Source organism: Pseudomonas sp. L-22-4S-12 (assembly GCF_009799935.1).
Taxonomy (GTDB): domain Bacteria; phylum Pseudomonadota; class Gammaproteobacteria; order Pseudomonadales; family Pseudomonadaceae; genus Aquipseudomonas.
Genome location: NZ_WELL01000006.1, coordinates 19,706 through 45,103 on the forward strand (window position 1 = coordinate 19,706; position 25,398 = coordinate 45,103).

The window sequence follows — 25,398 nt, forward strand, 5'->3', positions numbered from 1 at the left end:
GAATCACGCTGTGTCGCGGGGCCAGGTCAGTGGCCGCCGTAACGCCAATCTTCACGCCGGGGCGAATTGCCCCGCGCTGGCCGGGGCGCTCGAGCTGGCCACGCCAGCCTCGAACTCCGGACGGAAATACTTGATCGCACTGCCCAGCGGCTCGACGGCGCCCGGTGCATGGGCGCAGAAGGTCTTGCCGGGGCCGAGGAAGTTGACCAGGCCGAGCAGGGTCTCGATGTCCTCGGCGCGGCCTTGGCCACGTTCCAGGGCGCGTAGCATCTTCACGCTCCACGGCAGGCCGTCGCGGCATGGGGTGCACCAGCCGCAGGATTCGCGGGCGAAGAACTCTTCCATGTTGCGCAGCAGGGCGACCATGTTCACCGAGTCATCGATGGCCAGGGCCAGGCCGGTGCCCATGCGGGTGCCGACCTTGGCGATACCGCCGGCATACATCAGGGCGTCCAGGTGTTCCGGCAGCAGGAAGCCGGTACCGGCGCCGCCGGGCTGCCAGGCTTTCAGCTTGTAGCCGTCGCGCATGCCGCCGGCGTAGTCCTCGAACAACTCGCGGGCCGGCAGACCGAACGGCAGTTCCCACAGGCCGGGGTTCTTCACCTTGCCGGAGAAACCCATCAGCTTGGTGCCGTGGTCTTCGCTGTCCGGGCGGGCCAGGCTCTTGTACCAGTCGACGCCGTTGGCGACGATGGCCGGCACGTTGCACAGGGTCTCGACGTTGTTGACGCAGGTCGGCTTGCCCCACACGCCGACGGCGGCGGGGAAGGGCGGCTTGGAGCGCGGGTTGGCGCGGCGGCCTTCCAGGGAGTTGATCAGCGCGGTTTCTTCACCGCAGATATAGCGCCCGGCGCCGGTATGCACGAACAGCTCGAAGTCGAAGCCGCTGCCGAGGATGTTCTTGCCCAAGAGGCCGGCGGCCTTGGCTTCCTCGATGGCGCGATTGAGGTTGGCGGCCGCGTCGACGTACTCGCCGCGCAGGAAGATGTAGCCGCGATAGGCCTTGAGCGCGCGCGCGCTGATCAGCATGCCTTCCACCAGCAGGTGCGGCAGCTGCTCCATGAGCATGCGGTCCTTCCAGGTGTTGGGCTCCATTTCGTCCGCATTGCACAGCAGGTAGCGGATGTTCATGGATTCGTCGGCCGGCATCAGGCCCCACTTCACCCCGGTGGGGAAGCCCGCACCGCCGCGGCCCTTGAGGCCGGAGTCCTTGACCGTCTGCACGATGTCGGCCTGGGCCATTTCGGCGAGGGCCTTGCGCGCGGCAGCGTAGCCGTTCTTCGCCTGGTATTCCTCCAGCCATACCGGCTGGGCGTCGTCGCGCAGGCGCCAGGTCAGCGGGTGGGTTTCCTCGCTGCGGGCGATGCGGTTGGCCGGGCCGATGGAGGTCAGCGTCTTGTTTGTCATACGTAGGCCTCCAGCAGTTGGGCGATGCCATTGGCATCGAGGTTGCCGTAGGTGTCATCGTCGATCATCACCGCCGGGGCCTTGTCGCAGTTGCCCAGGCAGCACACCGGCAGCAGGGTGAAGCGGCCGTCGGCAGTGGTCTGACCGGGGGCAATGCCGAGCTTGTCCTTGAGACTGTCCAGCAGGCTTTCGTGGCCGCCGACGAAGCAGGTCATGCTGTCGCAGACGCGGATGATGTGGCGACCCACCGGCTGACGAAAGATCTGACTATAGAAGGTGGCCACGCCTTCGACGTCGCTGGCCGGAATGCCGAGGATCGCGCCGATGGCATCGGCGGCGCCGTCCGGCACCCAGCCGCGGGCTTTCTGCACGATCTTCAGGGCTTCGATGGACGCCGCGCGCGGGTCTTCGTAGTGATGCATCTCGTGCTCGATGGCCGAGCGCTCGGTTTCGCTGAGAGTGAAACGGTCAGTCTGGATAAGCGTGCTCATAATCAGCGGTCCACGTCGGCCATAACGAAGTCGATACTGCCCAGATAGGCGATGAGGTCGGCCACCATGCTGCCGCGGATCACCGAGGGGATCTGCTGCAGGTGGGCGAAGCTCGGGGTGCGGATCCGGGTGCGGTAGCTCATGGTGCTGCCGTCGCTGGTCAGGTAATAGCTGTTGATGCCCTTGGTCGCCTCGATCATCTGGAAGCTCTCGTTGGCCGGCATGACCGGGCCCCAGGAAACTTGCAGGAAGTGGGTGATCAGGGTTTCGATGTGCTGCAGCGTGCGCTCTTTCGGCGGCGGCGTGGTCAGCGGGTGATCCGCCTTGTACGGGCCTTCCGGCATGTTGCGCAGGCACTGGTCGATGATTCTGATGCTCTGGCGCATCTCTTCCACGCGCACCATGCAGCGGTCGTAGGCATCGCCGTTGTGCGCCAGCGGCACTTCGAACTCGAAGTTCTCGTAGCCCGAATACGGGCGCGCCTTGCGCAGGTCGAAGTCACAGCCGGTGGAGCGCAGGCCGGCACCGGTGACGCCCCATTCCAGGGCTTCCTTGGTGTTGTACTGCGCCACGCCGACGGTGCGGCCCTTGAGGATGCTGTTCTTCAGCGCGGCCTTGGTGTATTCGTCGAGGCGCTTGGGCAGCCAGTCGACGAACTCCTTGACCAGGCCGTCCCAGCCACGCGGCAGGTCGTGGGCGACGCCGCCGATGCGGTACCAGGCCGGGTGCAGGCGGAAGCCGGTGATGGCCTCGATCACCTTGTAGGCGCGCTGGCGGTCGGTGAAGGTGAAGAACACCGGAGTCATGGCCCCGACGTCCTGGATATAGGTGCCGAGGAACAGCAGGTGGCTGGTGATGCGGAAGAACTCGGCCAGCATCACGCGGATGAAGTCGACCTTCTGCGGCACCTGGATACCGGCCAGCTTCTCGACTGCCAGCACGTAGGGCAGGTTGTTCATCACCCCGCCGAGGTAGTCGATGCGGTCTGTATAGGGGATGAAGCTGTGCCAGGACTGGCGCTCGGCCATCTTCTCGGCGCCGCGGTGGTGGTAGCCGATCTCCGGCACGCAGTCGACGATCTCTTCGCCATCGAGCTGCAGGATGATACGGAACGCGCCGTGGGCGGACGGGTGGTTGGGGCCGAGGTTGAGGAACATGTAGTCCTCGTGCTCGCCGCCGCGCTTCATGCCCCAGTCTTCCGGCTTGAAGCGCGCGGCTTCTTCTTCGAGCTGCTGCTTGGCCAGGTTCAGGCTGTACGGGTCGAATTCGGTGGCGCGCGCCGGGTAGTCCTTGCGCAGCGGGTGACCTTCCCAGGTCGGCGGCATCATGATGCGGGTCAGGTGCGGGTGGCCGCTGAAGGTGATGCCGTACAGGTCCCACACTTCGCGCTCGTACCAGTTGGCGTTGGGCCAGATGCCGGTGACGCTGGGCAGGCTGAGGTCGCCTTCTTTCAGGGCAACCTTGATCATGATGTCGCTGTTACGCTCGAGCGACATCAGGTGGTAGAACACCGTGAAGTCGGCGCCCGGCAGGCCGCGACGCTGGGTGCGCAGGCGCTCATCGACGCCATGCAGGTCATACAGCATGACGTAGGGGCGCGGCAGGTTGCGCAGGAAGGTCAGGACATTGATCAGGCGATCACGGGAAACCCACAGCACCGGCATGCCGGTGCGGGTGCTCTGGACGGTGAACGCCTCGGCACCAAAACGGGAATTGAGCTCGACGACCACATCTTGGTCATCGGCTTTGTATGGCGGTATGGACAGAATGCTGTCTGCAGTCATGGTCTCGGTCGCTATCGGTCAACGGCGTCAGTGAGCGGGCTCGAACGGGAGTCCGGGCTCACACTTCGTCGGGGCTGCGCAGGTTGGTGACAGCTATGCGCTGTTCGCGGCGCTGTTCTTTCTGCGAAGGCATTTCGGCACGGTAGATGCCTTGATCGCCCACGACCCAGGACAGCGGACGACGCTCCTTGCCGATGGACTCCTGCAGCAGCATCAGGCCTTGCAGGAACGCCTCGGGGCGGGGCGGGCAGCCGGGAATGTAGACGTCGACCGGAAGGAACTTGTCGACCCCCTGAACCACCGAGTAGATGTCGTACATGCCGCCGGAGTTGGCGCACGAGCCCATGGAAATCACCCACTTGGGCTCCAGCATCTGCTCGTACAGGCGCTGGATGATCGGCGCCATCTTGATGAAGCAGGTGCCGGCGATGACCATGAAATCGGCCTGGCGCGGGGACGCACGGATAACTTCCGCGCCGAAGCGCGCGATATCGTGGGGCGCAGTGAAGGCCGTGGTCATTTCCACGTAGCAGCAGGACAGGCCGAAGTTGTACGGCCACAGGGAGTTCTTGCGACCCCAGTTCACCGCACCGTTGAGAACATCTTCGAGCTTGCCCATGTAGATGTTCTTGTGGACCTGATCTTCTAGCAGCGGGTCGGAGACAGTCTCCCGCTCGCCGACCGGATACTGCTCATTAGGCGCATCCGGATCGATCCGAGTAAGTTTGTATTGCATTGCCAAAGCCTCATTGTTTTAGCTTCGCCTGTCGATTGCGACGGCCCTCGGGTGCCCAGTCGAGCGCGCCGATACGCCAAAGATAGACAAGACCTGCCAACAGAATTGCTATGAAAACTGTAGCTTCGATCAGGCCGGCCCAGCCGCTTTCGCGCACCGAGACTGCCCAAGCGAAGAGAAAGAGGGCTTCAACATCGAAAATCACGAAGAGCATCGCGACCAGATAGAACTTCGCCGAGAGGCGTAGACGGGCCGTGCCGGTAGGCAGCATGCCGGATTCGAAGGGATCATTCTTGCTCCGCCCCCAGGCCCGGCTGCCGAGCAGGCTGGAAACGCCGAGCATGAACGCGATGAGCCCGAACACGCCGAGCAGGAAAATGGCAAAAGCCCAGTTGTGGGACATGGTCGTTACCGCATCAGGCATGCCGCTTCTCCTTGGATTAAGGAACGGCCTTCTATTTATATGGAGAGCCCCGATCCGGAGCCCTGCAAAGTATGGGCGCAATTTTATGCGCGCAGGGCAAGGTAAGTAAATTTTTCTGAATAAAAAAATGAACGGATCCGGCCGCTCATTTCGGCCGTCTACGCCTGTAACGCAGGCCCTATCACCCCTGCAGGGCGCTCTACTCCTTTGGTAGTACGCCTAAATTGACGTTTTTTGACTCCCGGGTGACGCCTTTGTGAAAGCTATCTGTCCGTAATTGTTTACGTGGCATTGTATTGACCGCCGATCAGGAACAAGTTTTTTGTCTGCAGCGGCAGTAAAAAACATTCAGCACCGGCCTGGATAGTTGTAGTTGGGATCATGACCTTCTGCGCTTTGTACAAAGATCATGGGGGCGGCCTTCAAGCTGGCAATCTTCCGGCGTGAGCGGTGCTGGCCGGTGAGGCATGGTGGTACGGGGCGATGGCACGTTGCTAGGCCTCTGCGGGCTCATGGGGAAGTCGTGATGCGAGCCAGTACGGCATGGCTGTCATGGCCGTAGTGTGGGCTGCGGTAGTAGAGGGTGTGCCCTGACGGCGCCGGTCGAGCGGCGCAAGGCGTGGTTCGCCGGGATGGGGTGGCGCGTTGCAGATGCGGCAGAGGTGCGTGAGTGGTGGCGACCGGCGGGCCTGCGGGCCTGCGGGCGTCATTGATGTCGCCGCTGCACAAAAAAAACAAACCCCAGCATCGCTGCTGGGGTTTGTCTGGCAACACTCTCGAACAGGGGCGTGGCTCTGTCCGGGAGAACCGGTTCCTATTAGTGGAACTGGTTCATGGTGTTGTCTTTACCAGAGGCTTTCAGAGCGGCTTCGCCAGCGAAGTACTCTTTGTGGTTGTCACCGATGTCGGAGCCAGCCATGTTCTGGTGCTTGACGCAGGCGATGCCCTGACGCAGTTCTTCACGCTGCACGCCTTTCACGTAGGCCAGCATGCCCTGGTCGGCGAAGTAACCCTTGGCCAGGTTGTCGGTGGACAGCGCGGCGGTGTGGTAGGTCGGCAGGGTGATCAGGTGGTGGAAGATGCCGGCATGAGCCGAACCGTCGCGCTGGAAGGTGCGGATCTTCTCGTCGGCAACCTGGGCCAGTTCGGTGGCGTCGTACTCGATGCTCATCAGCTTGGCGCGGTCGTAGGCGGAAACGTCTTTGCCTTCGGCAACGAACGCATCGAACACCTGCTGGCGGAAGTTCAGAGTCCAGTTGAAGGACGGGCTGTTGTTGTAAACCAGCTTGGCGTTCGGGATGACCTTGCGGATCTCGTTAACCATGGCCGCGATCTGACCAACGTGCGGCTTCTCGGTTTCGATCCACAGCAGGTCGGCGCCGTTCTGCAGCGAGGTGATGCAGTCCAGTACGCAACGGGCTTCACCGGTGCCAGCACGGAACTGGAACAGGTTGGACGGCAGACGCTTCGGACGCAGCAGCTTGCCTTCGCGGTTCAGAACGACGTCGCCGTTCTTCAGCTCGGCAGCGGAAACTTCTTCGCAATCCAGGAAGGAGTTGTACTGGTCGCCCAGGTCGCCCGGAGCGTTGGTTACGGCGATCTGCTTGGTCAGGCCGGCACCCAGGGAGTCGGTACGAGCAACGATCACGCCGTTGTCGATGCCCAGTTCCAGGAAGGCGTAGCGAACGGCAGCGATCTTGGCCAGGAAGTCGGCGTGCGGAACGGTGACTTTACCGTCTTGGTGACCGCACTGCTTCTCGTCGGAAACCTGGTTTTCGATCTGGATGCAGCAAGCGCCTGCTTCGATCATGCGCTTGGCCAGCAGGTAGGTGGCTTCCGGGTTGCCGAAGCCGGCGTCGATGTCGGCGATGATCGGTACGATGTGGGTTTCGTAGTTGTCGATCTGAGCTTGCAGCTCGGCTTCCTTGGCCTTGTCGCCAGCGGCGCGAGCAGCGTCAACGGCGGTGAACAGCAGGTCCAGCTCGCGGCTGTCAGCCTGGCGCAGGAAGGTGTACAGCTCTTCAATCAGGTCGGAGACGGCAGTCTTCTCGTGCATCGACTGGTCCGGCAGCGGGCCGAAGTCGGAACGCAGGGCGGCAACCATCCAGCCGGACAGGTACAGGTAGCGCTTGTTGGTGGTCTTCAGGTGCTTCTTGATCGAGATCAGCTTCTGCTGACCGATGAAGCCGTGCCAGCAACCCAGCGACTGGGTGTAGACGGACGAGTCGGCGTCGTACTCGGCCATGTCTTTGCGCATGATGTCAGCGGTGTACTGGGCGATTTCCAGGCCGGTCTTGAAACGGTTCTGGGCGCGCATGCGGGCCACGGATTCCGGGTTGATAGCGCTCCAGCTGCTGCCTGCGGCTTCTTTCAGGGCGGCAACGGCTTTGATGTCGTTTTGATAAGCTGACATGGTCAATCCTTCAAAGTGTGAGTTTGGTTGAGCACCGACTTCCCACCCAAAACCAACGTGCAAAAAACTTGCTGTTGCGGGCGACACAAAACAGAACGCCGAAATATCGACAGGGACGAGAGCAGAACGCGGAGGAGGGGGTGACGAGACAAGCAGTCCGCAACCGAGTCGTCTGCTGGCTTGCCGGGGGCAGGCGCTGACTGGTCAAACGGTCTGGCTGATACGCTGGCTTCCCCGTCCCTCAGGACAACTTTCGTTCCAGTCGCAACCTCGTCGAAACGCCTTGTGGGCTGTTAAAACACGGATCGTTCCGAATGGTGGTACGGAGCCGATCTGGAGACCCCTTGACGGAGCCCCTGGCTAGCGGGAGCGGGGCCATGATGCCCTTCAAAGAAGGTTGCGTCAACGATTTTGTAGTGTCCGTGCGTCGCCACTACACGGCAAGCCAGAGCCTTCGCGTCAGTCCAGCGCGTCGACCTTGATGCGCATGCTCATGTCGCTGGCGCCCTGGGTGGAGTGGCGGCGCAGGAAGCCGCTGTCGTCGTTCTGGCTCTGCTCGCTGACCCCGCCGAGGGTGATCCATTCGCCCAGGCGCCCGCTGACGCGGGTGTCGGTGCTCTGCACGTCGATCACCCCGGGTTGCGAGCGGTTCATGCGATCGTTGTTGCTGCTGATGCTGACGTGGACCCTGTCCCCGGTCACGCTGGCGGTGACGTAGAAGCCCTGGGTGACATTGCGGTACTCGGTGTTCTGTGAAATCTGCCCGTAGGGACCGATGCTGGTGTTGGTCAGCGGTACGCTCTGGCCGACCTGGATCAGTGCCGGGTAGCCCTCGGTGGTCTGCACCTGCTGGATGCCACCGGTGCGGCTGTCGGTGGAGCGGCGAATGATGCGCACCTGGTCACGACCGTGGACTTCGCCGCGGCCGGCCTCGATCTCCACGTTGCCGGCACTGGCGGAGCCGTTGACGGCATAACCTTCGCTGTCCTGATAGCCCGATTCGCTGGTGTCGACGCTGATCAGCAGGCGGCGTGGCGCGGTGTCCAGTTGGCTGAGCAGCTCGCGAATCTCCTGGATTTTCTCCGCCGAGGCATTGACCACCAGCTGGTTGCCATAGGCGCTGACCTTGCCCTGGCCGTCGAGTACCGATTGCACCACCGGAATCACCTCGTCGGCGGTACGGTAGTTCAGCGGCAGCAGTTCGGTGGCGGCCTGCAGCGGCAGGCACAGGGCCAGCAGCAGGCTGGCCAGGCAGGTACGCAAGGTCATAGCAGAAAACTCCGTAGGTCGGGGTCGAGCACGCTGGTATTCCAGGCCTGGTCGAATTGTGCCTGTTGCTGGCGCACGCGTGCCGGGTCGTTATACCAGGCGTAGCCGGCCCAGACATCGGCCTGCGGGCGCAGGAGCAGGCCGTGCGCATCGGCCAGCAGGTAGGCGCTTTCTTCGCTCGGCAGGTCGGGGTTGAGGCGGCGGACGTGCAGGTTGCTGGTCACCCGTCGGCCCAGGTTGAGCAGGCGGTGGCCGAGGCTGACCGGGCGGCCGACGTCGCGCACCAGGATGCGCAGGCGATTCCTCGGGCTGGCCAGGAGCAGCCGGGTGCAGGCCTCCTGCACGCTGCTGTGGTTGTACAGCCAGGGCTCCAGATCCGGGGTGTACAGGCACAGGCTGTGCCGGCTCTGTTGCAGCAGGGCCAGGGCGTGGGCCTGGGCCTCTTCGGCGCTGGCGAAGCGCTGCAGGCTGGCCTCGCGGCCCAGCTCGAAGGGCGCCGGTTCGCGGCGTTCGGGGGCGGGGAGCTCGGGCTGTGGATTGTGCACGGCGAAACGCCCCGGCGAGTGGAAATCGATGGCCGGCAGGTCGGGCTCGCTTTCGTTCGGCGGGGCGTCTTCTGGGTTCATCGCTACCTCTGGGCGCCGTGGCAAGGGGCGCTGCTTACAGGCTAGTCGCTATGGCGCACCATCAATACGTGGGGGATGCCGGCCTCCAGGTATTCGGCGCCCTCGCTGTGGAAGCCGAGGCGTTCATAGAATGCCGTGGCATGCACCTGGGCGCTGAGCTTCTGTTCACGCTGGCCGCGCTTTTCCGCCTCGGCGATGGCGGCGTGCATCAGCGCGTCGCCGACCTTCAGGCCGCGCCAGTCCTTGAGCACGGAAACCCGGCCGATCTGGCCGTCGGCCAGCAGGCGGGCGGTGCCGATCGGGTAGTCGCCTTCGAGGGCGAGGAAGTGCACGGCCTCGCTGTCTTCATCGTCCCATTCGAGTTCGGCCGGCACGGCCTGTTCGGCAATGAATACCGCTTGGCGGATGCGGCGCAGCTCGGCATTGTCCTTCTGCCAGCTGGCGAGGCGGACGTGGATGTCATTCATCGGCAAACTCCAGACTGCCTTGTTTGACCAATTCGCAGAGCAGCTTACGCCCCTCTTCATCGGCGAGCCATTGGCCGAGGTTGTCGGCATGCAGGGCGTCGGCGGCGCAGATCAGGCGCAGCAGATCCTTCAGGTTGGCTGGCAGAAGGCGGCTCTGGCCGCTGGCGAACAGCACCAGGCCGACATCCACCTCGCTCCAGGCCATGCGCGCGCTGGGGTTGCGCACCAGTACCGCGCCTTGCTCGATGGCGGCGAGGAACTCGTCGTCGTCGATTTCGCTGCCGGCGATCAGTTCCGGGTAGCGCGGCTCGGTCATGAACTGGCCGAACCAGGTCAGCAGCAGGCGCTCGTCGCCCATGTGCTCGGCCAGCAGGGCCTTCAGGCGGTCGAGGGCGTCGCGCTGGATCTGGTGTGGGTCGGCGGTCGGTGCGGTGCCGGCGTCGCTGTAGCGTTCTTCGTCCGGCAGGAACTGGGCGAGGAAGTCGGTGAAGTGGGTCAGCACTTCGGCGGCGCTGGGTGCGCGGAAACCCACCGAATAGGTCATGCAGTCGTCCTCGGCGGTGCCGAAGTGGGCCAGGCGCGGCGGCAGGTAGAGCATGTCGCCGGGCTCCAGCACCCATTCGTCGGTCTGTTCGAAGTCGGCGAGGATGCGCAGGTCGCTGTGTTCCAGCAGGGCGCTGTCGGCGTCGCACATCTGGCCGATGCGCCAGCGGCGCTGGCCGTGGGCCTGGAGGAGGAACACGTCGTAGTTGTCGTAGTGCGGGCCGACGCCGCCGCCGGGCGCGGCGAAGCTGATCATCACGTCGTCGATGCGCCAGCTGGGTAGGAAGTTGAACTGCTTGAGCAGTTCGGCGACTTCCGGAACGAACTGGTCGACGGCCTGCACCAAGAGGGTCCAGTCGTGCTCCGGCAGCTGGCCGAAGGTGTCCTCGGCGAACGGGCCGCGGCGCAGTTCCCAAGGGCGCTCGCCGTGCTCTATGACCAGGCGCGACTCGACTTCCTCTTCCAGGGCCAGGCCGGCCAGTTCGTCCGGGCTGATCGGGCTTTCGAAGTCGGGGATGGCCTGGCGGATCAGCAGGGGTTTCTTCTGCCAGTAATCGCGCAGGAATTCACGGGCTGTAAGACCGCCGAGCAGTTGAAGAGGTACATCAGTAGTCATGTGCAAGCCTTTGAAATAAAAACGCCCGGCACAGCCGGGCGTGCAAAAGAGATGCGTCTGTCAGACGCGCTTGGCCTGGGCTACGGCGTTGCCGATGTAGTTGGCCGGGGTCAGTTGCTTGAGTTCTTCCTTGGCGGCGGCCGGCATGTCCAGGCCGTCGATGAAGGTCAGCAGGGCTTCCGGGCTGATGCCCTTGCCGCGGGTCAGCTCCTTGAGCTTCTCGTAGGGGTTCTCGATGGCGTAGCGGCGCATCACGGTCTGGATCGGCTCGGCGAGCACTTCCCAGCAGGCGTCCAGGTCGGCGGCGATACGCGCTTCGTTCAGCTCCAGCTTGCCGATGCCTTTGAGGCTGGCTTCGTAGGCGATGACGCTGTGGGCGAAGCCGACACCGAGGTTGCGCAGCACGGTGGAGTCGGTCAGGTCGCGCTGCCAGCGGGAGATTGGCAGCTTGCTGGCCAGGTGCTGGAACAATGCGTTGGCGATGCCCAGGTTGCCTTCGGAGTTTTCGAAGTCGATCGGGTTGACCTTGTGCGGCATGGTCGAGGAGCCGATTTCGCCGGCCACGGTCTTCTGTTTGAAGTAGCCGAGGGAGATGTAGCCCCAGATGTCGCGATCGAAGTCGATGAGGATGGTGTTGAAACGGGCGATGGCATCGAACAGCTCGGCGATGTAGTCGTGCGGCTCGATCTGCGTGGTGTAGGGGTTGAACTGCAGGCCCAGGTCGCCTTCGATGAACTGGCGGGCGTTGGCTTCCCAGTCGATCTGCGGGTAGGCCGACAGGTGGGCGTTGTAGTTGCCCACGGCGCCGTTGATCTTGCCCAGCAGCGGCACGGCCGCCACTTGTGCGATCTGCCGCTCCAGGCGGTAGACCACGTTGGCCAGTTCCTTGCCCAGGGTGGTCGGCGAAGCCGGCTGGCCGTGGGTGCGCGAGAGCATCGGCACGTCGGCGAACTTGATCGCCAGCTCGCGGATGGCGGCGGCGATCTGCTTCATCAGCGGCAGCAGCACGCCGTCGCGGCCTTCGCGCAGCATCAGGGCATGGGACAGGTTGTTGATGTCCTCGCTGGTGCAGGCGAAGTGGATGAACTCGCTGACTGCGGCCAGTTCCGGCAGCTTGGCGGCCTGCTCCTTGAGCAGGTACTCCACGGCTTTGACGTCGTGGTTGGTGGTGCGCTCGATCTCTTTCACGCGCTCGGCGTGCTCGACGGCGAAGTTATCCGCCAGTTCGTTGAGCAGGGCATTGGCTTCGGCGGAGAAGGGCGCGACTTCGCTGACGCCTTCGTGGGCGGCCAGGCGCTGCAGCCAGCGCACTTCGACCATGACGCGGAAACGGATCAGGCCGTATTCGCTGAAGATCGGGCGCAGGGCGCTGGTTTTGGAGGCGTAACGGCCATCAACGGGGGAAACCGCGGTGAGCGAGGAGAGCTGCATGGAGGCGTTCTCGGGCTGTCGGTCAACGAAAAGGGCGCACATCATACATGAAATCGTGACGCAGGCCGTAGCCTGAAGGTTGCCGGTCAGGGCAATCGGTGCTGGACGTACAGCTTTGCGAAGATGGCAACCGAAGCCGCAGGGGGCATTTGGCCAGCTACCCGTCAGTCATCCGGCGCACCACCCTGAACCTCATCCGGCAGAATGACAGTGGCGCGTCGAGCATGGGCCGCCGCAGGTGGGCTTACGCAAGCGATAACTACCGTTCGCAACTGCTGTGTGGCGCAGGGCCGCTGTAGCGCGATTGCCCTGCGAGGTAGATCTTCTGTGCGAAGAGGAGCTGGCATCAGTTCAGGCGCAAGCGCCGCCCTTGATATCCAGGGGTTGCCGGGAGGGCAGGGCCTCCCGGCCGCTACGCCTTAGCGGCGCAGTTTGTTGCCCTGGTAGTCGAGTGCGTCTGCGGCCTTCTGCGCCTTGTCCGAGCCCTTGTCGGTGCCATTGACCGACGAACTGGTCATCGCGAAGGTGTAGAGCGCATGAGCCGCGGCATCGGACATCTGATCCAGTGCCTCGTCACTGTTGTTGGCATAGGTGTCGCAGGCCTGATGGTAGCAGGGGTCGTACGGAGCTCCGGCGGTTCCACCGTAGATTACCGCCTGCTCGGCGGTCTTGATGTCCTCGGCGCCAGTGAAGAGGCCGCCGGCCGGAATGCCCACCGCGATGAAGGGGCCATAGTCGGAGCGCCCATCGAAGGCGGTCGGTTCGATCGGCAATCCCTGACCGGCGAAGTAGTCAAGGAAGGTTTGCTCGATATTGCCGGAGCCGTTGGGGCCCGCAGTGCCGGTCGCCGAGCCGTCACCGTCGTAAACGAAGCGCACGAAGTTGGGTGAGCCGATCATGTCGAAGTTGAGGTTCACTGCGATGTTCTTGATGTCGCGCGCACTCAGACTGTCGACGTAGGCCTGGGAGCCGTGCAGCCCGGCCTCCTCGGCCCCCCACCAGGCGAAGCGCAGCTGGTTGACGGGCTCGGCGCCCATTTTGGCCAGCTGCAGCGCCATTTCGAGCAGCGCTGCCGAGCCGCTGCCGTTGTCATTGATACCGGGGCCTTCCGGCACCGAGTCGAGATGCGCACCGACCACCACGACGCGATCGTCGCGCCCTCCAGGTGTCTCGGCAATCAGGTTTTCGGTGCTGCGAAGCTCCGAGATGGCGTCGACGAGGACGCGCGCTACGACGCCCTCTGTCGCCAGCTCCTCGCCGACGGCGAAGGCGGCGCCGACCACCGGTATGCTCACGGACGGTTCACCGAGGGTGCCGCTGAAGGCCTCGGTACGATCCGCCTGGCCCTCGTTGAATATCACTACGCCGCTCGCACCCGCCGCTTCGGCATTCTGTGCCTTCAGCAAGAAGCTGCAGGTACCGCGCTGGATAATGGCGATATTACCGGGCGTGAATCCGGCAAAGTCCTCCGCCTCGCAGCCGCTGGTCGAGCTGTTGGCTGTGGCGGCCGGAGGCAACTGCAGGTCGACGCCTTCGGCAGTGCTGGTAACTACGCCGGCGCCAGAGTATTCCATGGTGGTGAAGCCGGCGACGTCGGAGTAGGGATACACAGTGGCCACTGGCGCCACTTGTTCGAGCTGTGCGGGTGACAGTTCCTCGAAGTAGGGAAATTCGAAGGGCTGCACCGTTACGTAGTAGCCGGCGGATTCGACCAGCCCCCTGATATGCTCGAGGGAAGCCTCATAGCCTGGTGTCGCTGCGGCGCGCGTACCGCCGTTGGCATCGGCGATAGCCTGAAGGTCTAACTGATGCGCGCGCACGCCTTGCGGCGTAATGGCCGCGCGGAAGACTTCGGTATCGACCGGGACGGCCGCGGTGCTCTGCTGAGCGGCGAGGAGGGCTGCTGTCAGCAGCGTCAGCTTCATCGTTCTCATGGGGGGGGCTCCTGTGTGAAAAAAATCTCACCGAAGACAACGCCTTTGAGCACTTCAGTGGCCATAGTCGCCTGGCCGACTGCCATTTCAATCTCATCCATTGCCGTGTCAGGCTGCTTGGGAAGCGTAGAGCAAATCCCGGCAACTGCTAGCGGGGCAATTGCTCTATAGCGGCCCTGCTGGTGGCGGGTGGGGCGTCTGCCTGACGCCTGGGCCCGACTCGGCCAATGGCCGGCAGCCCCAGCCATTCGCCGCGCGACCTCAGCCGGCCCCGTTCATCGCCCAGGCTGTAGCGGCATATTGCGGCGATGATCGACAAGGTTGGTGACATGGCGCTGGAATTGGCCGGCAGGGGTGGTTGCCCTGCTTGCCGTTCAGCCGGTGCGCCGGGGGATCGATAGCAGGCTGGCGGCGAAGATCAGCGCGGCGCCGAACAGCGAGGTCAGGTCGGGCATTTCGCCCCAGCGCAGCCAGGCGATCAGCCCGGCAAAGACGATGGCCAGGTAGGCGATCGGGCCGATGATGCCGGGCGGGGCCAGGGCGTAGGCCTTGGACATGACGATCTGGCTGACGGTGGCGAGCAGGCCGATCACCAGCAGCAGGCCCAGGTCGTGGCTGTCCAGCGGCTGCCAGGCCCAGGTCAGCGGGATGGCCGAGATCAGGGAGCTGAACAGGGCGAAGTAGAAGACGATGCGAAAGGCCGGTTCGGTATTGCTCATCTCGCGGATCGAGACAAAGGCGAAGGCGGCCAGGATGCTGGCGGCCAGGCCGACCAGCGCCTGGCTGTCTAGCAGCGCCTGGCTGGGCTTGGCCACCAGCAGTACGCCGATCAGGCCGATGCCGGTGGTCAGCAGCATGCGCCGGGTCAGTGGTTCTTTCAGCCACCACCAGGCGATCAGTGGGGTGAACACCGGGGCCGAGTAGGTGAACAGCATGGCGTCGGCCAGCGGCAGGTGGGCGATGGCGTAAAAGAAGCAGTACATCGCCGCCAGGCCGTAGGTGGTGCGCCACAGGTGGGATTTCAGGCGCCCGGTCTTCAGCGGTTGGGTGCCCTTGAGCAGCACCAGTGGCAGGAAGAACAGCACGCCGACCAGGTTGCGGAAGAACACCACGGACTCGTTGTTGACGCTGAGCGAGACCTCGCGAATGCCGACGCCCATCAGCGAGAACAGCAGGGCGGAAAGCGCCAGCAGCAGGGCGCCCTGGGCTGGCTTGCTGCTGCGCGAGGATGGCTTCATGTCAGCCGCGCAGCAGCGGGTAGAGTTCCTTGAGCAGCTTGCGGCGACCGAGCACCAGTTGCCAGCGGCTGCCGCCGAGCTGGCGCCACAGGCGCGCCGAACGGATGCCGGTGAGCAATAGGGCGCGGATCTTCGCTGCATTGCCGGCCTGCTGCAGGAAGCGCATGTCGCCCTGCACCTGGATGCGCTGGCGGAAGGTGCTGATGGTGTCCTGGTACAGGGCGCCGCAGGAGGAAATCACGTTCTCGTGGGTCAGGCCGAAGTGGCCGACCTGCTGCTGGATCTGGTCCAGGCGGCTGCCGATCACCTGCAGCAGGTCGTCGCGCTTGGCCAGCTGGCGCTCCAGGCCGAGCAGGGCCAGGGCATAGCGCAGCGGTTCGCGCTGCAGGCTCGCCGGGTTGCGTTCGAGGGCACTGGCCAGGGCCTTGTAGCCCTCGCGCAGGTTGAGGTCGTCGCCGCCGTAGACCTCCAGGGTGTTCTTCGGCTCGCGGACCAGCAGGCTGCCGAGCAGGCAGGTGATATCGGCTTCGCTGGCCTGGCCGGTGCGGGCGATCTTGTCGACCAGGGTAGTGGCTTCGAAGACGGCGGCCAGGGCGGTCAGTTGTTCCTGAATCGGGCTCATGCCAGGCTGGCTCCGGCAAACCAGGGCTCGGCGCTCTCGATCACGCCGCCGCCGAGGCAGACTTCGCCATCGTAGAACACCACGGACTGGCCGGGAGTGACGGCGCGCTGCGGTTCGGCGAACACGGCGCGGTAGCCGTCTGCGGTCTGTTCCAGGGTGCAGGTCTGGTCGCTCTGGCGGTAGCGCACCTTGGCGGTGAGCTGGCGCGGGTTGCTCAGGTCGACCGGGTTGACCCAGTAGATCTCCGAGGCGAGCAGGGCGCGGCTGAACAGCCAGGGGTGTTCGTTGCCCTGGCCGACCAGTAGCACGTTGCGCTTGAGGTCCTTGGCCAGTACGTACCAGGGCTCGTCACTGGCGTCCTTGAGGCCGCCGATGCCGAGGCCCTGGCGCTGGCCGATGGTGTGGTACATCAGGCCGTGGTGGCGGCCGATCACCTCACCCTCAATGGTCTCGATATCGCCGGGTTGGGCGGGCAGGTACTGCTTGAGGAAGTCGCTGAAGCGCCGCTCGCCGATGAAGCAGATGCCGGTGGAGTCCTTCTTCTTGGCGGTGGCCAGCTCGTATTTCGCAGCGATGGCGCGTACCTGGGGTTTCTCCAATTCGCCCACCGGGAACAGGGTGCGGCCGATCTGCTCGCCGCCGACGGCGTGCAGGAAGTAGCTCTGGTCCTTGTTTGGGTCCAGGCCCTTGAGCAGCTCGCTGCGGCCGTCGATGTCGCGGCGGCGCACGTAGTGGCCGGTGGCGATCAGGTCGGCGCCGAGGCTCAGGGCGTAGTCGAGGAAGGCTTTGAACTTGATCTCGCGGTTGCACAGGATGTCCGGATTCGGCGTGCGCCCAGCCTTGTACTCGGCGAGGAAATGCTCGAACACGTTGTCCCAGTATTCGGCGGCGAAGTTGGCGGTGTGCAACTTGATGCCGATCTTGTCGCACACGGCCTGGGCGTCGGCCAGGTCGTCCATGGCGGTGCAGTATTCGGTGCCGTCGTCCTCTTCCCAGTTCTTCATGAACAGGCCTTCCACCTGGTAACCCTGTTCGAGCAGCAGGAGAGCGGACACGGAGGAGTCCACGCCGCCGGACATGCCGACGATTACGCGTTGTTGGGCGGGGGCTGGGGTGCTGCTGGGCATAGGAATCGAAGGTGGTGACTGCAGAAGGGCGCGATTCTAGCAGGCGCGGGTGCTCGGCGGCGAATCAGGCCGGATCGCGGATCAGGCTGAGCGGGAAACGCTCGCCAGCCAGGTAATCGTCGATGCAGCGCAGCACCAGTTCACTGCGCCAGCGCTCGGGTTGGTCGGCCAGCTCATCGCGGGTCAGCCAGCGCGGACCGATGATGCCGTCGTCCAGCGGGCTGTCCGCCAGGTGGCGCACTGGCTTGGCGGCGAAGCACACGCGCTGGTAAGTCACGCCGTTGCTTGGGGCGGTGTAGAGGTAGATGCCGGTGACGGCACTCAGCTCGACCTGCCAGCCGGTCTCTTCCAGGGTTTCGCGCAAAGCAGCGTCGATGAGACTTTCGTCGGCTTCCAGATGGCCGGCAGGCTGGTTTAATACCACCCGGCCGCCAGCCAGCTCTTCGACCAGAAGGAAGCGCCCTTGGTCTTCTACGATGGTCGCCACCGTGACGTGGGGGGTAAAGCGCATATGCACCTCCGCAAATTGGGCGTCGGATGGTAGCGGCAGATTCTGCCAGCGACCAGATCCGCGCATTCCAGAGCCGAGCTGCTAGGATAAAAGTCGGTTGCGATTCAGGCTTTGTAGTGCTGTGTGTAGTTTGACTACAAGAAATGCTGCAAGGCAGCATTGGCGCAGTTCTCGTAGCCGCAATGCGGTAAGGAAATGTCGAAAAGTGCGTGACTTTCTGTAGAAAAACTACAAGAATGAGCCACCTTTCCGAGACCCAAAGTTCCATTCGTCACGCCATCCGCGTGGCGGAATGTCAGACCACGAAAACAACGGAGTCAAGCATGGGATACCAGAAGATCCAGGTGCCAGCGACCGGTGACAAAATCACCGTCAACGCCGACATGTCCCTGAACGTACCGAACAACCCGATCATCCCGTTCATCGAGGGTGATGGCATCGGTGTCGATATCAGCCCGGTGATGATCAAGGTCGTCGACGCGGCCGTCGAAAAAGCCTACGGCGGCGCGCGCAAGATTTCCTGGATGGAAGTCTACGCCGGCGAGAAAGCCACCCAGGTCTACGACCAGGACACCTGGCTGCCGAAAGAAACCCTGGAAGCCGTACGTGACTACGTTGTTTCCATCAAGGGCCCGCTGACCACTCCGGTCGGTGGCGGCATTCGCTCGCTGAACGTGGCCCTGCGTCAGGAACTGGATCTGTATGTCTGCCTGCGCCCGGTGCGCTGGTTCGAAGGCGTGCCGAGCCCGGTGAAGAAGCCTGGCGATGTCGACATGACCATCTTCCGTGAAAACTCCGAAGACATTTATGCCGGTATCGAGTGGAAGGCCGGTTCGCCCGAGGCGAACAAGGTCATCAAGTTCCTGAAGGAAGAAATGGGCGTCACCAAGATCCGTTTCGACCAGGACTGCGGTATCGGCGTCAAGCCGGTTTCCAAGGAAGGCACCAAGCGCCTGGCGCGCAAGGCTCTGCAGTACGCTGTCGACAACGACCGTGACTCGCTGACCATCGTGCACAAAGGCAACATCATGAAGTTCACCGAAGGTGCCTTCAAGGATTGGAGCTACGAAGTCGCACGTGACGAGTTCGGCGCCGAGCTGCTGGATGGCGGCCCGTGGATGCAGTTCAAGAACCCGAAGACCGGCAAGAACATCGTGGTCAAGGACGCCATCGCCGACGCCATGCTGCAGCAGATCCTGCTGCGTCCGGCCGAGTACGACGTGATCGCCACCCTGAACCTGAACGGTGACTACCTGTCCGACGCCCTGGCGGCCGAAGTGGGTGGTATCGGTATCGCGCCGGGTGCCAACCTGTCCGACACCATCGCCATGTTCGAGGCGACCCACGGCACTGCGCCGAAGTACGCCGGCCTGGACAAGGTCAACCCAGGCTCGCTGATCCTCTCCGCCGAGATGATGCTGCGCCACATGGGTTGGACCGAGGCGGCCGACCTGATCATCAAGGGCACCAACGGTGCCATCGCCGCGAAGACCGTGACCTACGACTTCGAGCGTCTGATGGAAGGTGCCGAGCTGCTGTCCTGCTCGCAGTTCGGTGATGCCATGATCGCCAAGATGTAAGGCGACCAGTGGCAACAAAAAAAGGCCGGTCATATGACCGGCCTTTTTTATTCCAGGCTCTTTATCAGGCTTCTACCGGTACGCTCTGTGGCGAGCTGCTGGTCGCCGGCGTTTCATTGGTAGCCTGGGCGGCGCTGATATTCACGGCGTGCAGGCCCTTGGGGCCTTGCAGAATATCGAAGCTTACCGGTTGGCCGGCCTTGAGAGTCTTGTAACCGTCCATCTGGATGGCCGAGTAGTGGGCGAACAGGTCCTCATCTCGGCCGTCGGCCACGATGAACCCGTAGCCCTTGGCGTTGTTGAACCACTTGACCTTACCGCTAAGCATGCTGACATCCCTCTGCAAAGGACTCCATCTCTGGAGTATCATCCACTTCAGTCCCGCGCATGCAATCAACCGGGCTGGGCGAATGCGCGGAACCCCGATACCCGAGACGGGTACTAACTGTTTTTAACACCCTTTTGCCGTTAGTCAAGGCGCTTCGGCGGCTGGCTGAGAAGCCGGTCATAAACCTGTCTAGCATCCCTGTTCGCTCAGCCATGAAGCATTCAATTTCGCATGCATGCAAGTAGCCAGATTCGTCTAACATTCAATCAGGATCGTCCCGCAACGCGTGAGGACGAAGGTTCCGGTCTGGCCGTTCAGGAAGCCAAGCCGTCGCTGCAGGCACCGCCGATGTACAAGGTGCTGCTGTTCAACGATGACTACACGCCGATGGACTTCGTGGTCGAGGTGTTGGAGTTGTTCTTCAACCACAATCGCGAGCTGGCCACCAAGATCATGCTGACCGTCCATACAGAGGGACGGGCAATCTGCGGTCTGTATACCCGCGATATCGCAGAAACCAAGGCCATGCAGGTCAACCAGTACGCCCGGGAAAGCCAGCATCCGCTACTCTGTGAGATAGAGAAGGACGGTTAATACCGGCCGCTTGGGTAAGAGGTGAAGCTATGTTGAATCGAGAGCTGGAAGTCACCCTCAATCTGGCCTTCAAGGAGGCACGCGGCAAGCGACACGAATTCATGACGGTAGAGCACCTGCTGCTCGCCCTGCTGGATAACGAGGCTGCCGCCACCGTGCTGCGTGCGTGCGGCGCCAATCTGGACAAGCTGCGTCACGATCTGCAGGAGTTCATCGACTCCACCACGCCACTGATTCCCCAGCACGATGAAGAGCGCGAAACCCAGCCGACCCTGGGCTTCCAGCGCGTGCTGCAGCGTGCGGTATTCCACGTGCAGAGTTCGGGCAAGCGCGAAGTGACCGGCGCCAACGTGCTGGTGGCGATCTTCAGCGAGCAGGAAAGCCAGGCCGTGTTTCTGCTCAAGCAGCAGAGCGTGGCGCGCATCGACGTGGTCAACTACATCGCCCATGGCATCTCCAAGGTGCCGGGGCATGGCGATCATTCCGACAGCGAGCAGGAAATGCAGGATGACGAGGGCGGCGACTCGCCCGCCTCGAGCAATCCGCTGGATGCCTATGCCAGCAATCTGAACGAATTGTCCCGGCAGGGGCGCATTGATCCGCTGGTCGGCCGCGAGCAGGAAGTCGAGCGCGTGGCGCAGATCCTGGCGCGCCGGCGCAAGAACAACCCGCTGCTGGTTGGCGAGGCCGGGGTGGGCAAGACCGCCATCGCCGAGGGCCTGGCCAAACGCATCGTCGATGGTCAGGTGCCGGACCTGCTGTCCGGTAGCGTGGTGTATTCCCTCGATCTCGGTGCGCTGCTGGCGGGCACCAAGTACCGCGGCGACTTCGAGAAGCGCTTCAAGGCCTTGCTCAACGAGTTGCGCAAGCGCCCGCAGGCGATCCTGTTCATCGACGAGATCCACACCATCATCGGTGCCGGGGCGGCGTCGGGCGGGGTGATGGATGCCTCCAACCTGCTCAAGCCGCTGCTGTCCTCGGGCGAGATCCGCTGCATCGGTTCCACCACCTTCCAGGAATTTCGCGGCATCTTCGAGAAGGACCGTGCCCTGGCGCGGCGCTTCCAGAAGGTCGATGTCAGCGAGCCGTCGGTCGAGGATACCGTGGGCATCCTGCGCGGGCTCAAGGCGCGCTTCGAACAGCATCACCATATCGAGTACAGCGACGAGGCCCTGCGTGCGGCTGCCGAGCTGGCTGCGCGCTACATCAATGACCGGCACATGCCGGACAAGGCCATCGACGTGATCGACGAGGCGGGCGCCTACCAGCGCCTGCAGCCGGAGGAGAAGCGCGCCAAGCGCATCGAAGTCGCCCAGGTCGAAGACATTGTCGCCAAGATCGCGCGGATTCCCCCGAAGCACGTCACCAGCTCCGACAAGGAACTGCTGCGTAACCTGGAGCGCGACCTCAAGCTGACCGTGTTCGGTCAGGATGCGGCGATCGACTCGCTGGCGACCGCGATCAAGCTGTCGCGTGCCGGCCTGAAGGCGCCGGACAAGCCGGTGGGCTCCTTCCTGTTCGCCGGGCCGACCGGTGTCGGCAAGACCGAGGCCGCTCGTCAGCTGGCCAAGGCCATGGGTATCGAGCTGGTGCGTTTCGACATGTCCGAATACATGGAGCGCCACACCGTGTCGCGCCTGATCGGCGCGCCACCCGGTTACGTCGGATTCGATCAGGGCGGTCTGCTGACCGAGGCGATCACCAAGCAGCCGCATTGCGTGCTGCTGCTCGACGAGATCGAGAAGGCCCATCCGGAAGTCTTCAACCTGCTGCTGCAGGTGATGGATCACGGTACCCTGACCGACAACAACGGGCGCAAGGCGGATTTCCGCAACGTGATCCTGATCATGACCACCAACGCCGGGGCGGAAACCGCGGCGCGGGCCTCGATCGGTTTCACCTATCAGGACCACTCGTCCGATGCAATGGAAGTGATCAAGAAGAGCTTCACCCCGGAGTTCCGCAATCGCCTGGATACCATCATCCAGTTCGGTCGCCTGAACCACGAAGTGATCAAGAGCATCGTCGACAAGTTCCTCACCGAACTGCAGGCGCAGCTCGAGGACAAGCACGTGTTGCTGGAAGTCAGCGATGCGGCGCGTGGCTGGCTGGCCGAGCGGGGCTACGATGTGGCGATGGGGGCAAGGCCCATGGCGCGCCTGATCCAGGACAAGATCAAGCGTCCGCTGGCGGAGGAAATCCTCTTCGGCGAACTGGCCGAGCATGGCGGTGTGGTGCACATCGACCTGGTCGGCGACGAGCTGCATTTCGAGTTCGAGACCACGGCAGAGCCGGCCTGACCTGAAAAAGAGGCAAACGAAAACGCCCGGCAGTGCCGGGCGTTTTCATTTCAACTGGTTCTTAGCGGGCGCGGTAGGTGATGCGGCCCTTGCTCAGGTCGTACGGCGTCAGCTCGACGCGGACCTTGTCGCCAGTGAGAATGCGGATGTAGTTCTTGCGCATCTTTCCGGAGATATGCGCGGTAACGACGTGCCCATTTTCCAACTCCACACGGAACATGGTGTTGGGCAGGGTGTCGACGACAGTGCCTTCCATTTCGAAGCTGTCTTCTTTCGACATGCAGTAAAGCCCTCGGTGTCCAATGAATGGCCCGGCGCAACTGGCCCCAGGCAAAAGCGGCGTGCATTGTGCCCGAAAATGCGGTCTGCCGCCAAGGGCTTCAGGTGAGGGCGGTCCAGCGCTGGTTGACGAACAGCTCGATGGGGCGGTACTGGGTCTTGTAACTCATCTTCCGGCAGTTCTTGATCCAGTAGCCGAGATAGACGGCCTGCAGGCCCAGGCGAGCGCTTTCGCCAATCTGCCAGAGGATGGCGAAACGGCCCAGGCTGCGGCGTTCTTCATCGGGGTCGTAGAAGGTGTAAACCGCCGAAAGACCGTTGGGCAGTACGTCGGTGACGGCGATGGCGAGCAGGCGTTGGTTCAGGCGGAACTCGTAGAAGCGCGCAAAGGGTAGGTCGCGGACCAGGAAGGTGCTGAACTGGTCGCGGCTGGGTGGGTACATGTCGCCATCGGCATGGCGCTGCTCGATGTAGCGCACGTAGAGGTCGTAGTACTCCTCGTTGAACGCCGGGCGCACGGCGCGCACCTGAATGTCTGCGTTGCGCTTGAGGATGCGCTTCTGCTGGCGGTTGGGGATGAACTGGGCGGCGGGGATGCGGGCTGGGACGCAGGCCGTGCAGCGCTGGCAGTGGGGGCGGTACAGGTGATCGCCGCTGCGGCGGAAGCCCATCTCGGACAGTTCGGCATACACCTGCACATCCATGGGCTGGCTGGGGTCGAGAAACAGCGTGGTGGCCTGTTCCTCGGGCAGGTAGCTGCAAGGATGTGGCTGGGTGGCGTAGAACTTGAGACGGGCCAGCTCGGTCATGGTCAACCCTCGGGAAAACCCATAAGCAAGTGTATGCCAGCCTGGCGGTGTCGCCTAGGCAAGCCAGTCTGCCGGGCTGGGTTGGTCGAGGTAGCGCTGCAGGTGGCTGGCAAACTCGCTGCGCGGGATCGCTCGGGCGCCGAAACTGTGCAGGTGCTGGGTGTGCATCTGGCAGTCGATCAGGACGAACCCCCAGTGGCGCAGTTTGTCGACCAGGGTGGCGAAACCGACCTTGGAGGCGTTGTCGCGGCGGCTGAACATCGACTCGCCGAAGAACAGTCGGCCCATGGCCAGGCCATACAGGCCGCCAACCAGCTGCTCGCCTTCCCACACCTCGACGGAGTGGGCGATGCCCTCGCGGTGCAGCTGCAGGTAGGCATGCTGCATGCTTTCGGTGATCCAGGTGCCGTCGGCGTAGGCGCGCGGTTCGGCGCAGGCCTGGATGACGGCGGCGAAATCGTGGTCGAAAGTGACGCTGAAGCGTTGCTGGCGGATCAGCTTGGCCAGGCTGCGCGACAGGTGGAATTCGTCGGGAAACAGCACGGTGCGCGGATCCGGCGACCACCACAGCAGCGGCTGGCCTTGCGCGTACCAGGGGAAGCAGCCATGCCGATAGGCGGCGACCAGGCGAGCCGGCGAGAGATCGCCGCCAGCCGCGAGCAGGCCATTGGGCTCGCGCAGGGCTTTATCCAGCGGTGGGAAGTCGAGGGTGTCGCGTTGCAGCCAGGTCAGCATGCGGGGGAGGGCAGGGCGGGCGCATGGCACCCGCCTGCGCGCACCTTAGACGTCGAGGTATTTTTCGGCGTCGAGCGCGGCCATGCAGCCGGCACCAGCCGAGGTGATGGCCTGGCGGTAGACGTGGTCGGCCACGTCGCCGGCGGCGAACACGCCATCGATGCTGGTGGCGGTGGCGTTGCCTTCGTTGCCGCCCTGCACGATCAGGTAGCCGTCGCGCATTTCCAGTTGGCCCTGGAACAGATCGGTGTTGGGCTTGTGGCCGATGGCGATGAACACGCCGGCCAGTTGCAGCTCCTTGCTGCTGCCGTCGGCTGTGTTCTTCAGGCGTACGCCGGTCACGCCGCTGGCGTCGCCGAGGACTTCGTCCAGGGTGTGGTTCCAGTGTAGGCGGATATTGCCGTTGGCGGCCTTTTCGAACAACTTGTCCTGCAGGATCTTCTCCGAGCGCAGCTTGTCGCGGCGGTGGATCAGGTGCACTTCCTTGGCGATGTTGGCCAGGTACAGGGCCTCTTCCACGGCGGTGTTGCCGCCACCGATCACGCAGACCACCTGGTTGCGGTAGAAGAAACCGTCGCAGGTCGCGCAGGCGGATACGCCCTTGCCGGAAAAGGCCTCTTCCGAAGGCAGCCCGAGGTACTGGGCGCTGGCGCCGGTGGCGATGATCAGGGCGTCGCAGGTGTAGGTGGCGTTGTCGCCCTTGAGGGTGAAGGGCTTGCTCTGCAACTCGGCGGTGTGGATGTGGTCGTAGACGATCTCGGTATCGAAGCGTTCGGCATGCTCCTGCATGCGCTGCATCAGTGCCGGCCCGGTCAGGCCTTCGACGTCACCCGGCCAGTTGTCGACTTCGGTGGTGGTGGTCAGCTGGCCGCCAGGCTGGATGCCGGTGATGACCAGGGGCTTGAGGTTGGCGCGGGCGGCATAGACGGCAGCGGTGTAGCCGGCAGGGCCAGAGCCCAGAATGATCAGGCGTGAATGCTTGACTTCGCTCATAAAAAGACCTCATAAGCCTTTGTCACAAAAGAGAATGCGTGCTCCAATTGAGCCGCAGGTAAGAAGCTGCCGGGTATGCTACACCGAAGCGCAAGGGCCGGCAAAACGCGCCGCCGCGCTGCGGCTGGCATGGCATCGGAC

The 25,398-nt window shown here is 63.4% G+C and carries 24 protein-coding genes; 3 read left to right on the top strand and 21 right to left on the bottom strand.

What is annotated here, in order from left to right; genetic code table 11:
* Positions 1-51 precede the first annotated feature (51 nt).
* From nuoF to F3I16_RS14950, 16 genes are all read right to left on the bottom strand, one after another.
* Positions 52-1,407: an NADH-quinone oxidoreductase subunit NuoF gene (nuoF, locus tag F3I16_RS14875; RefSeq protein ID WP_160494356.1), complete on the bottom strand. Its 1,356-nt coding sequence runs from the start codon at positions 1,405-1,407 to the stop codon at positions 52-54.
* On the bottom strand, positions 1,404-1,904 hold the full coding sequence (nuoE, locus tag F3I16_RS14880) for an NADH-quinone oxidoreductase subunit NuoE (RefSeq protein WP_178116682.1): 501 nt from the start codon (positions 1,902-1,904) through the stop codon (positions 1,404-1,406). Before nuoE ends, nuoF begins: the two co-directional genes overlap by 4 nt.
* Positions 1,901-3,682: an NADH-quinone oxidoreductase subunit C/D gene (gene nuoC, locus F3I16_RS14885; RefSeq protein WP_160494358.1), complete on the bottom strand. Its 1,782-nt coding sequence runs from the start codon at positions 3,680-3,682 to the stop codon at positions 1,901-1,903. Before nuoC ends, nuoE begins: the two co-directional genes overlap by 4 nt.
* Before the next feature lie 58 nt (positions 3,683-3,740).
* Positions 3,741-4,418 carry an NADH-quinone oxidoreductase subunit B family protein gene (locus F3I16_RS14890; RefSeq protein WP_160491040.1) on the bottom strand — a complete coding sequence of 226 codons (678 nt, stop codon included), beginning with the start codon at positions 4,416-4,418 and terminating at the stop codon, positions 3,741-3,743.
* A gap of 10 nt (positions 4,419-4,428) precedes the next feature.
* On the bottom strand, positions 4,429-4,842 hold the full coding sequence (locus tag F3I16_RS14895) for an NADH-quinone oxidoreductase subunit A (RefSeq protein ID WP_160080833.1): 414 nt from the start codon (positions 4,840-4,842) through the stop codon (positions 4,429-4,431).
* Positions 4,843-5,659: 817 nt separating this feature from the next.
* Positions 5,660-7,255: an isocitrate lyase gene (locus F3I16_RS14900; protein WP_160080831.1), complete on the bottom strand. Its 1,596-nt coding sequence runs from the start codon at positions 7,253-7,255 to the stop codon at positions 5,660-5,662.
* A 459-nt stretch (positions 7,256-7,714) separates the two neighbouring features.
* Positions 7,715-8,524, bottom strand: coding sequence for a secretin N-terminal domain-containing protein (locus F3I16_RS14905; RefSeq protein WP_160494359.1), 810 nt, complete (start codon positions 8,522-8,524; stop codon positions 7,715-7,717).
* On the bottom strand, positions 8,521-9,150 hold the full coding sequence (locus F3I16_RS14910) for a histone acetyltransferase HPA2 (RefSeq protein ID WP_160494360.1): 630 nt from the start codon (positions 9,148-9,150) through the stop codon (positions 8,521-8,523). Before F3I16_RS14910 ends, F3I16_RS14905 begins: the two co-directional genes overlap by 4 nt.
* A 41-nt stretch (positions 9,151-9,191) precedes the next feature.
* On the bottom strand, positions 9,192-9,617 hold the full coding sequence (locus tag F3I16_RS14915) for a GNAT family N-acetyltransferase (RefSeq protein ID WP_160494361.1): 426 nt from the start codon (positions 9,615-9,617) through the stop codon (positions 9,192-9,194).
* Positions 9,610-10,776, bottom strand: coding sequence for a cupin domain-containing protein (locus F3I16_RS14920; protein WP_160494362.1), 1,167 nt, complete (start codon positions 10,774-10,776; stop codon positions 9,610-9,612). The genes F3I16_RS14915 and F3I16_RS14920 overlap by 8 nt, the downstream gene beginning before the upstream one ends.
* Positions 10,777-10,836: 60 nt before the next feature.
* Positions 10,837-12,207 carry an adenylosuccinate lyase gene (gene purB / locus F3I16_RS14925; RefSeq protein WP_160494363.1) on the bottom strand — a complete coding sequence of 457 codons (1,371 nt, stop codon included), beginning with the start codon at positions 12,205-12,207 and terminating at the stop codon, positions 10,837-10,839.
* 419 nt (positions 12,208-12,626) lie between these two features.
* Positions 12,627-14,141 carry a M28 family metallopeptidase gene (locus tag F3I16_RS14930; RefSeq protein ID WP_178116673.1) on the bottom strand — a complete coding sequence of 505 codons (1,515 nt, stop codon included), beginning with the start codon at positions 14,139-14,141 and terminating at the stop codon, positions 12,627-12,629.
* 374 nt (positions 14,142-14,515) lie between these two features.
* The gene (locus F3I16_RS14935; protein WP_160494364.1) at positions 14,516-15,379 is read right to left on the bottom strand and encodes a DMT family transporter; all 864 of its coding nucleotides are present in this window, start codon (positions 15,377-15,379) and stop codon (positions 14,516-14,518) included.
* A 1-nt stretch (position 15,380) separates the two neighbouring features.
* The gene (hflD, locus tag F3I16_RS14940) at positions 15,381-16,001 is read right to left on the bottom strand and encodes a high frequency lysogenization protein HflD (protein ID WP_160494365.1); all 621 of its coding nucleotides are present in this window, start codon (positions 15,999-16,001) and stop codon (positions 15,381-15,383) included.
* A complete protein-coding gene (mnmA, locus tag F3I16_RS14945; protein ID WP_160494366.1) occupies positions 15,998-17,128 on the bottom strand; it encodes a tRNA 2-thiouridine(34) synthase MnmA in 1,131 nt (376 codons plus the stop codon). Before mnmA ends, hflD begins: the two co-directional genes overlap by 4 nt.
* 64 nt (positions 17,129-17,192) lie before the next feature.
* On the bottom strand, positions 17,193-17,639 hold the full coding sequence (locus tag F3I16_RS14950) for an NUDIX hydrolase (protein ID WP_160494367.1): 447 nt from the start codon (positions 17,637-17,639) through the stop codon (positions 17,193-17,195).
* 323 nt (positions 17,640-17,962) lie between these two features.
* Here F3I16_RS14950 and icd point away from each other — a divergent pair, with 323 nt between their 5' ends.
* Positions 17,963-19,219 carry an NADP-dependent isocitrate dehydrogenase gene (icd, locus tag F3I16_RS14955; RefSeq protein WP_160491050.1) on the top strand — a complete coding sequence of 419 codons (1,257 nt, stop codon included), beginning with the start codon at positions 17,963-17,965 and terminating at the stop codon, positions 19,217-19,219.
* 64 nt (positions 19,220-19,283) lie between these two features.
* On the opposite strand, the gene cspD is transcribed toward icd, so the two are convergent.
* Entirely contained in the window at positions 19,284-19,547 is a 264-nt protein-coding gene (gene cspD / locus F3I16_RS14960) for a cold shock domain-containing protein CspD (RefSeq protein WP_160080807.1), read from the bottom strand.
* A 231-nt stretch (positions 19,548-19,778) separates the two neighbouring features.
* Between cspD and clpS the strand changes: the two genes are divergently transcribed.
* Positions 19,779-20,141, top strand: a complete 363-nt coding sequence (gene clpS, locus F3I16_RS14965; RefSeq protein WP_160491052.1) for an ATP-dependent Clp protease adapter ClpS — start codon at positions 19,779-19,781, stop codon at positions 20,139-20,141.
* Positions 20,142-20,170: 29 nt separating this feature from the next.
* On the top strand, positions 20,171-22,441 hold the full coding sequence (gene clpA / locus F3I16_RS14970; RefSeq protein ID WP_160494368.1) for an ATP-dependent Clp protease ATP-binding subunit ClpA: 2,271 nt from the start codon (positions 20,171-20,173) through the stop codon (positions 22,439-22,441).
* 61 nt (positions 22,442-22,502) lie between these two features.
* Here the strand turns inward: clpA and infA are convergent, their stop codons facing one another.
* The 4 genes from infA to trxB form a co-directional block, all read right to left on the bottom strand.
* Entirely contained in the window at positions 22,503-22,721 is a 219-nt protein-coding gene (gene infA, locus F3I16_RS14975; RefSeq protein ID WP_002553999.1) for a translation initiation factor IF-1, read from the bottom strand.
* A gap of 100 nt (positions 22,722-22,821) precedes the next feature.
* A complete protein-coding gene (locus tag F3I16_RS14980) occupies positions 22,822-23,529 on the bottom strand; it encodes an arginyltransferase (protein WP_160494369.1) in 708 nt (235 codons plus the stop codon).
* A 54-nt stretch (positions 23,530-23,583) separates the two neighbouring features.
* On the bottom strand, positions 23,584-24,264 hold the full coding sequence (aat, locus tag F3I16_RS14985) for a leucyl/phenylalanyl-tRNA--protein transferase (protein ID WP_160494370.1): 681 nt from the start codon (positions 24,262-24,264) through the stop codon (positions 23,584-23,586).
* 45 nt (positions 24,265-24,309) lie between these two features.
* A complete protein-coding gene (trxB, locus tag F3I16_RS14990; protein WP_160494371.1) occupies positions 24,310-25,257 on the bottom strand; it encodes a thioredoxin-disulfide reductase in 948 nt (315 codons plus the stop codon).
* Between the last annotated feature and the right edge of the window lie 141 nt (positions 25,258-25,398).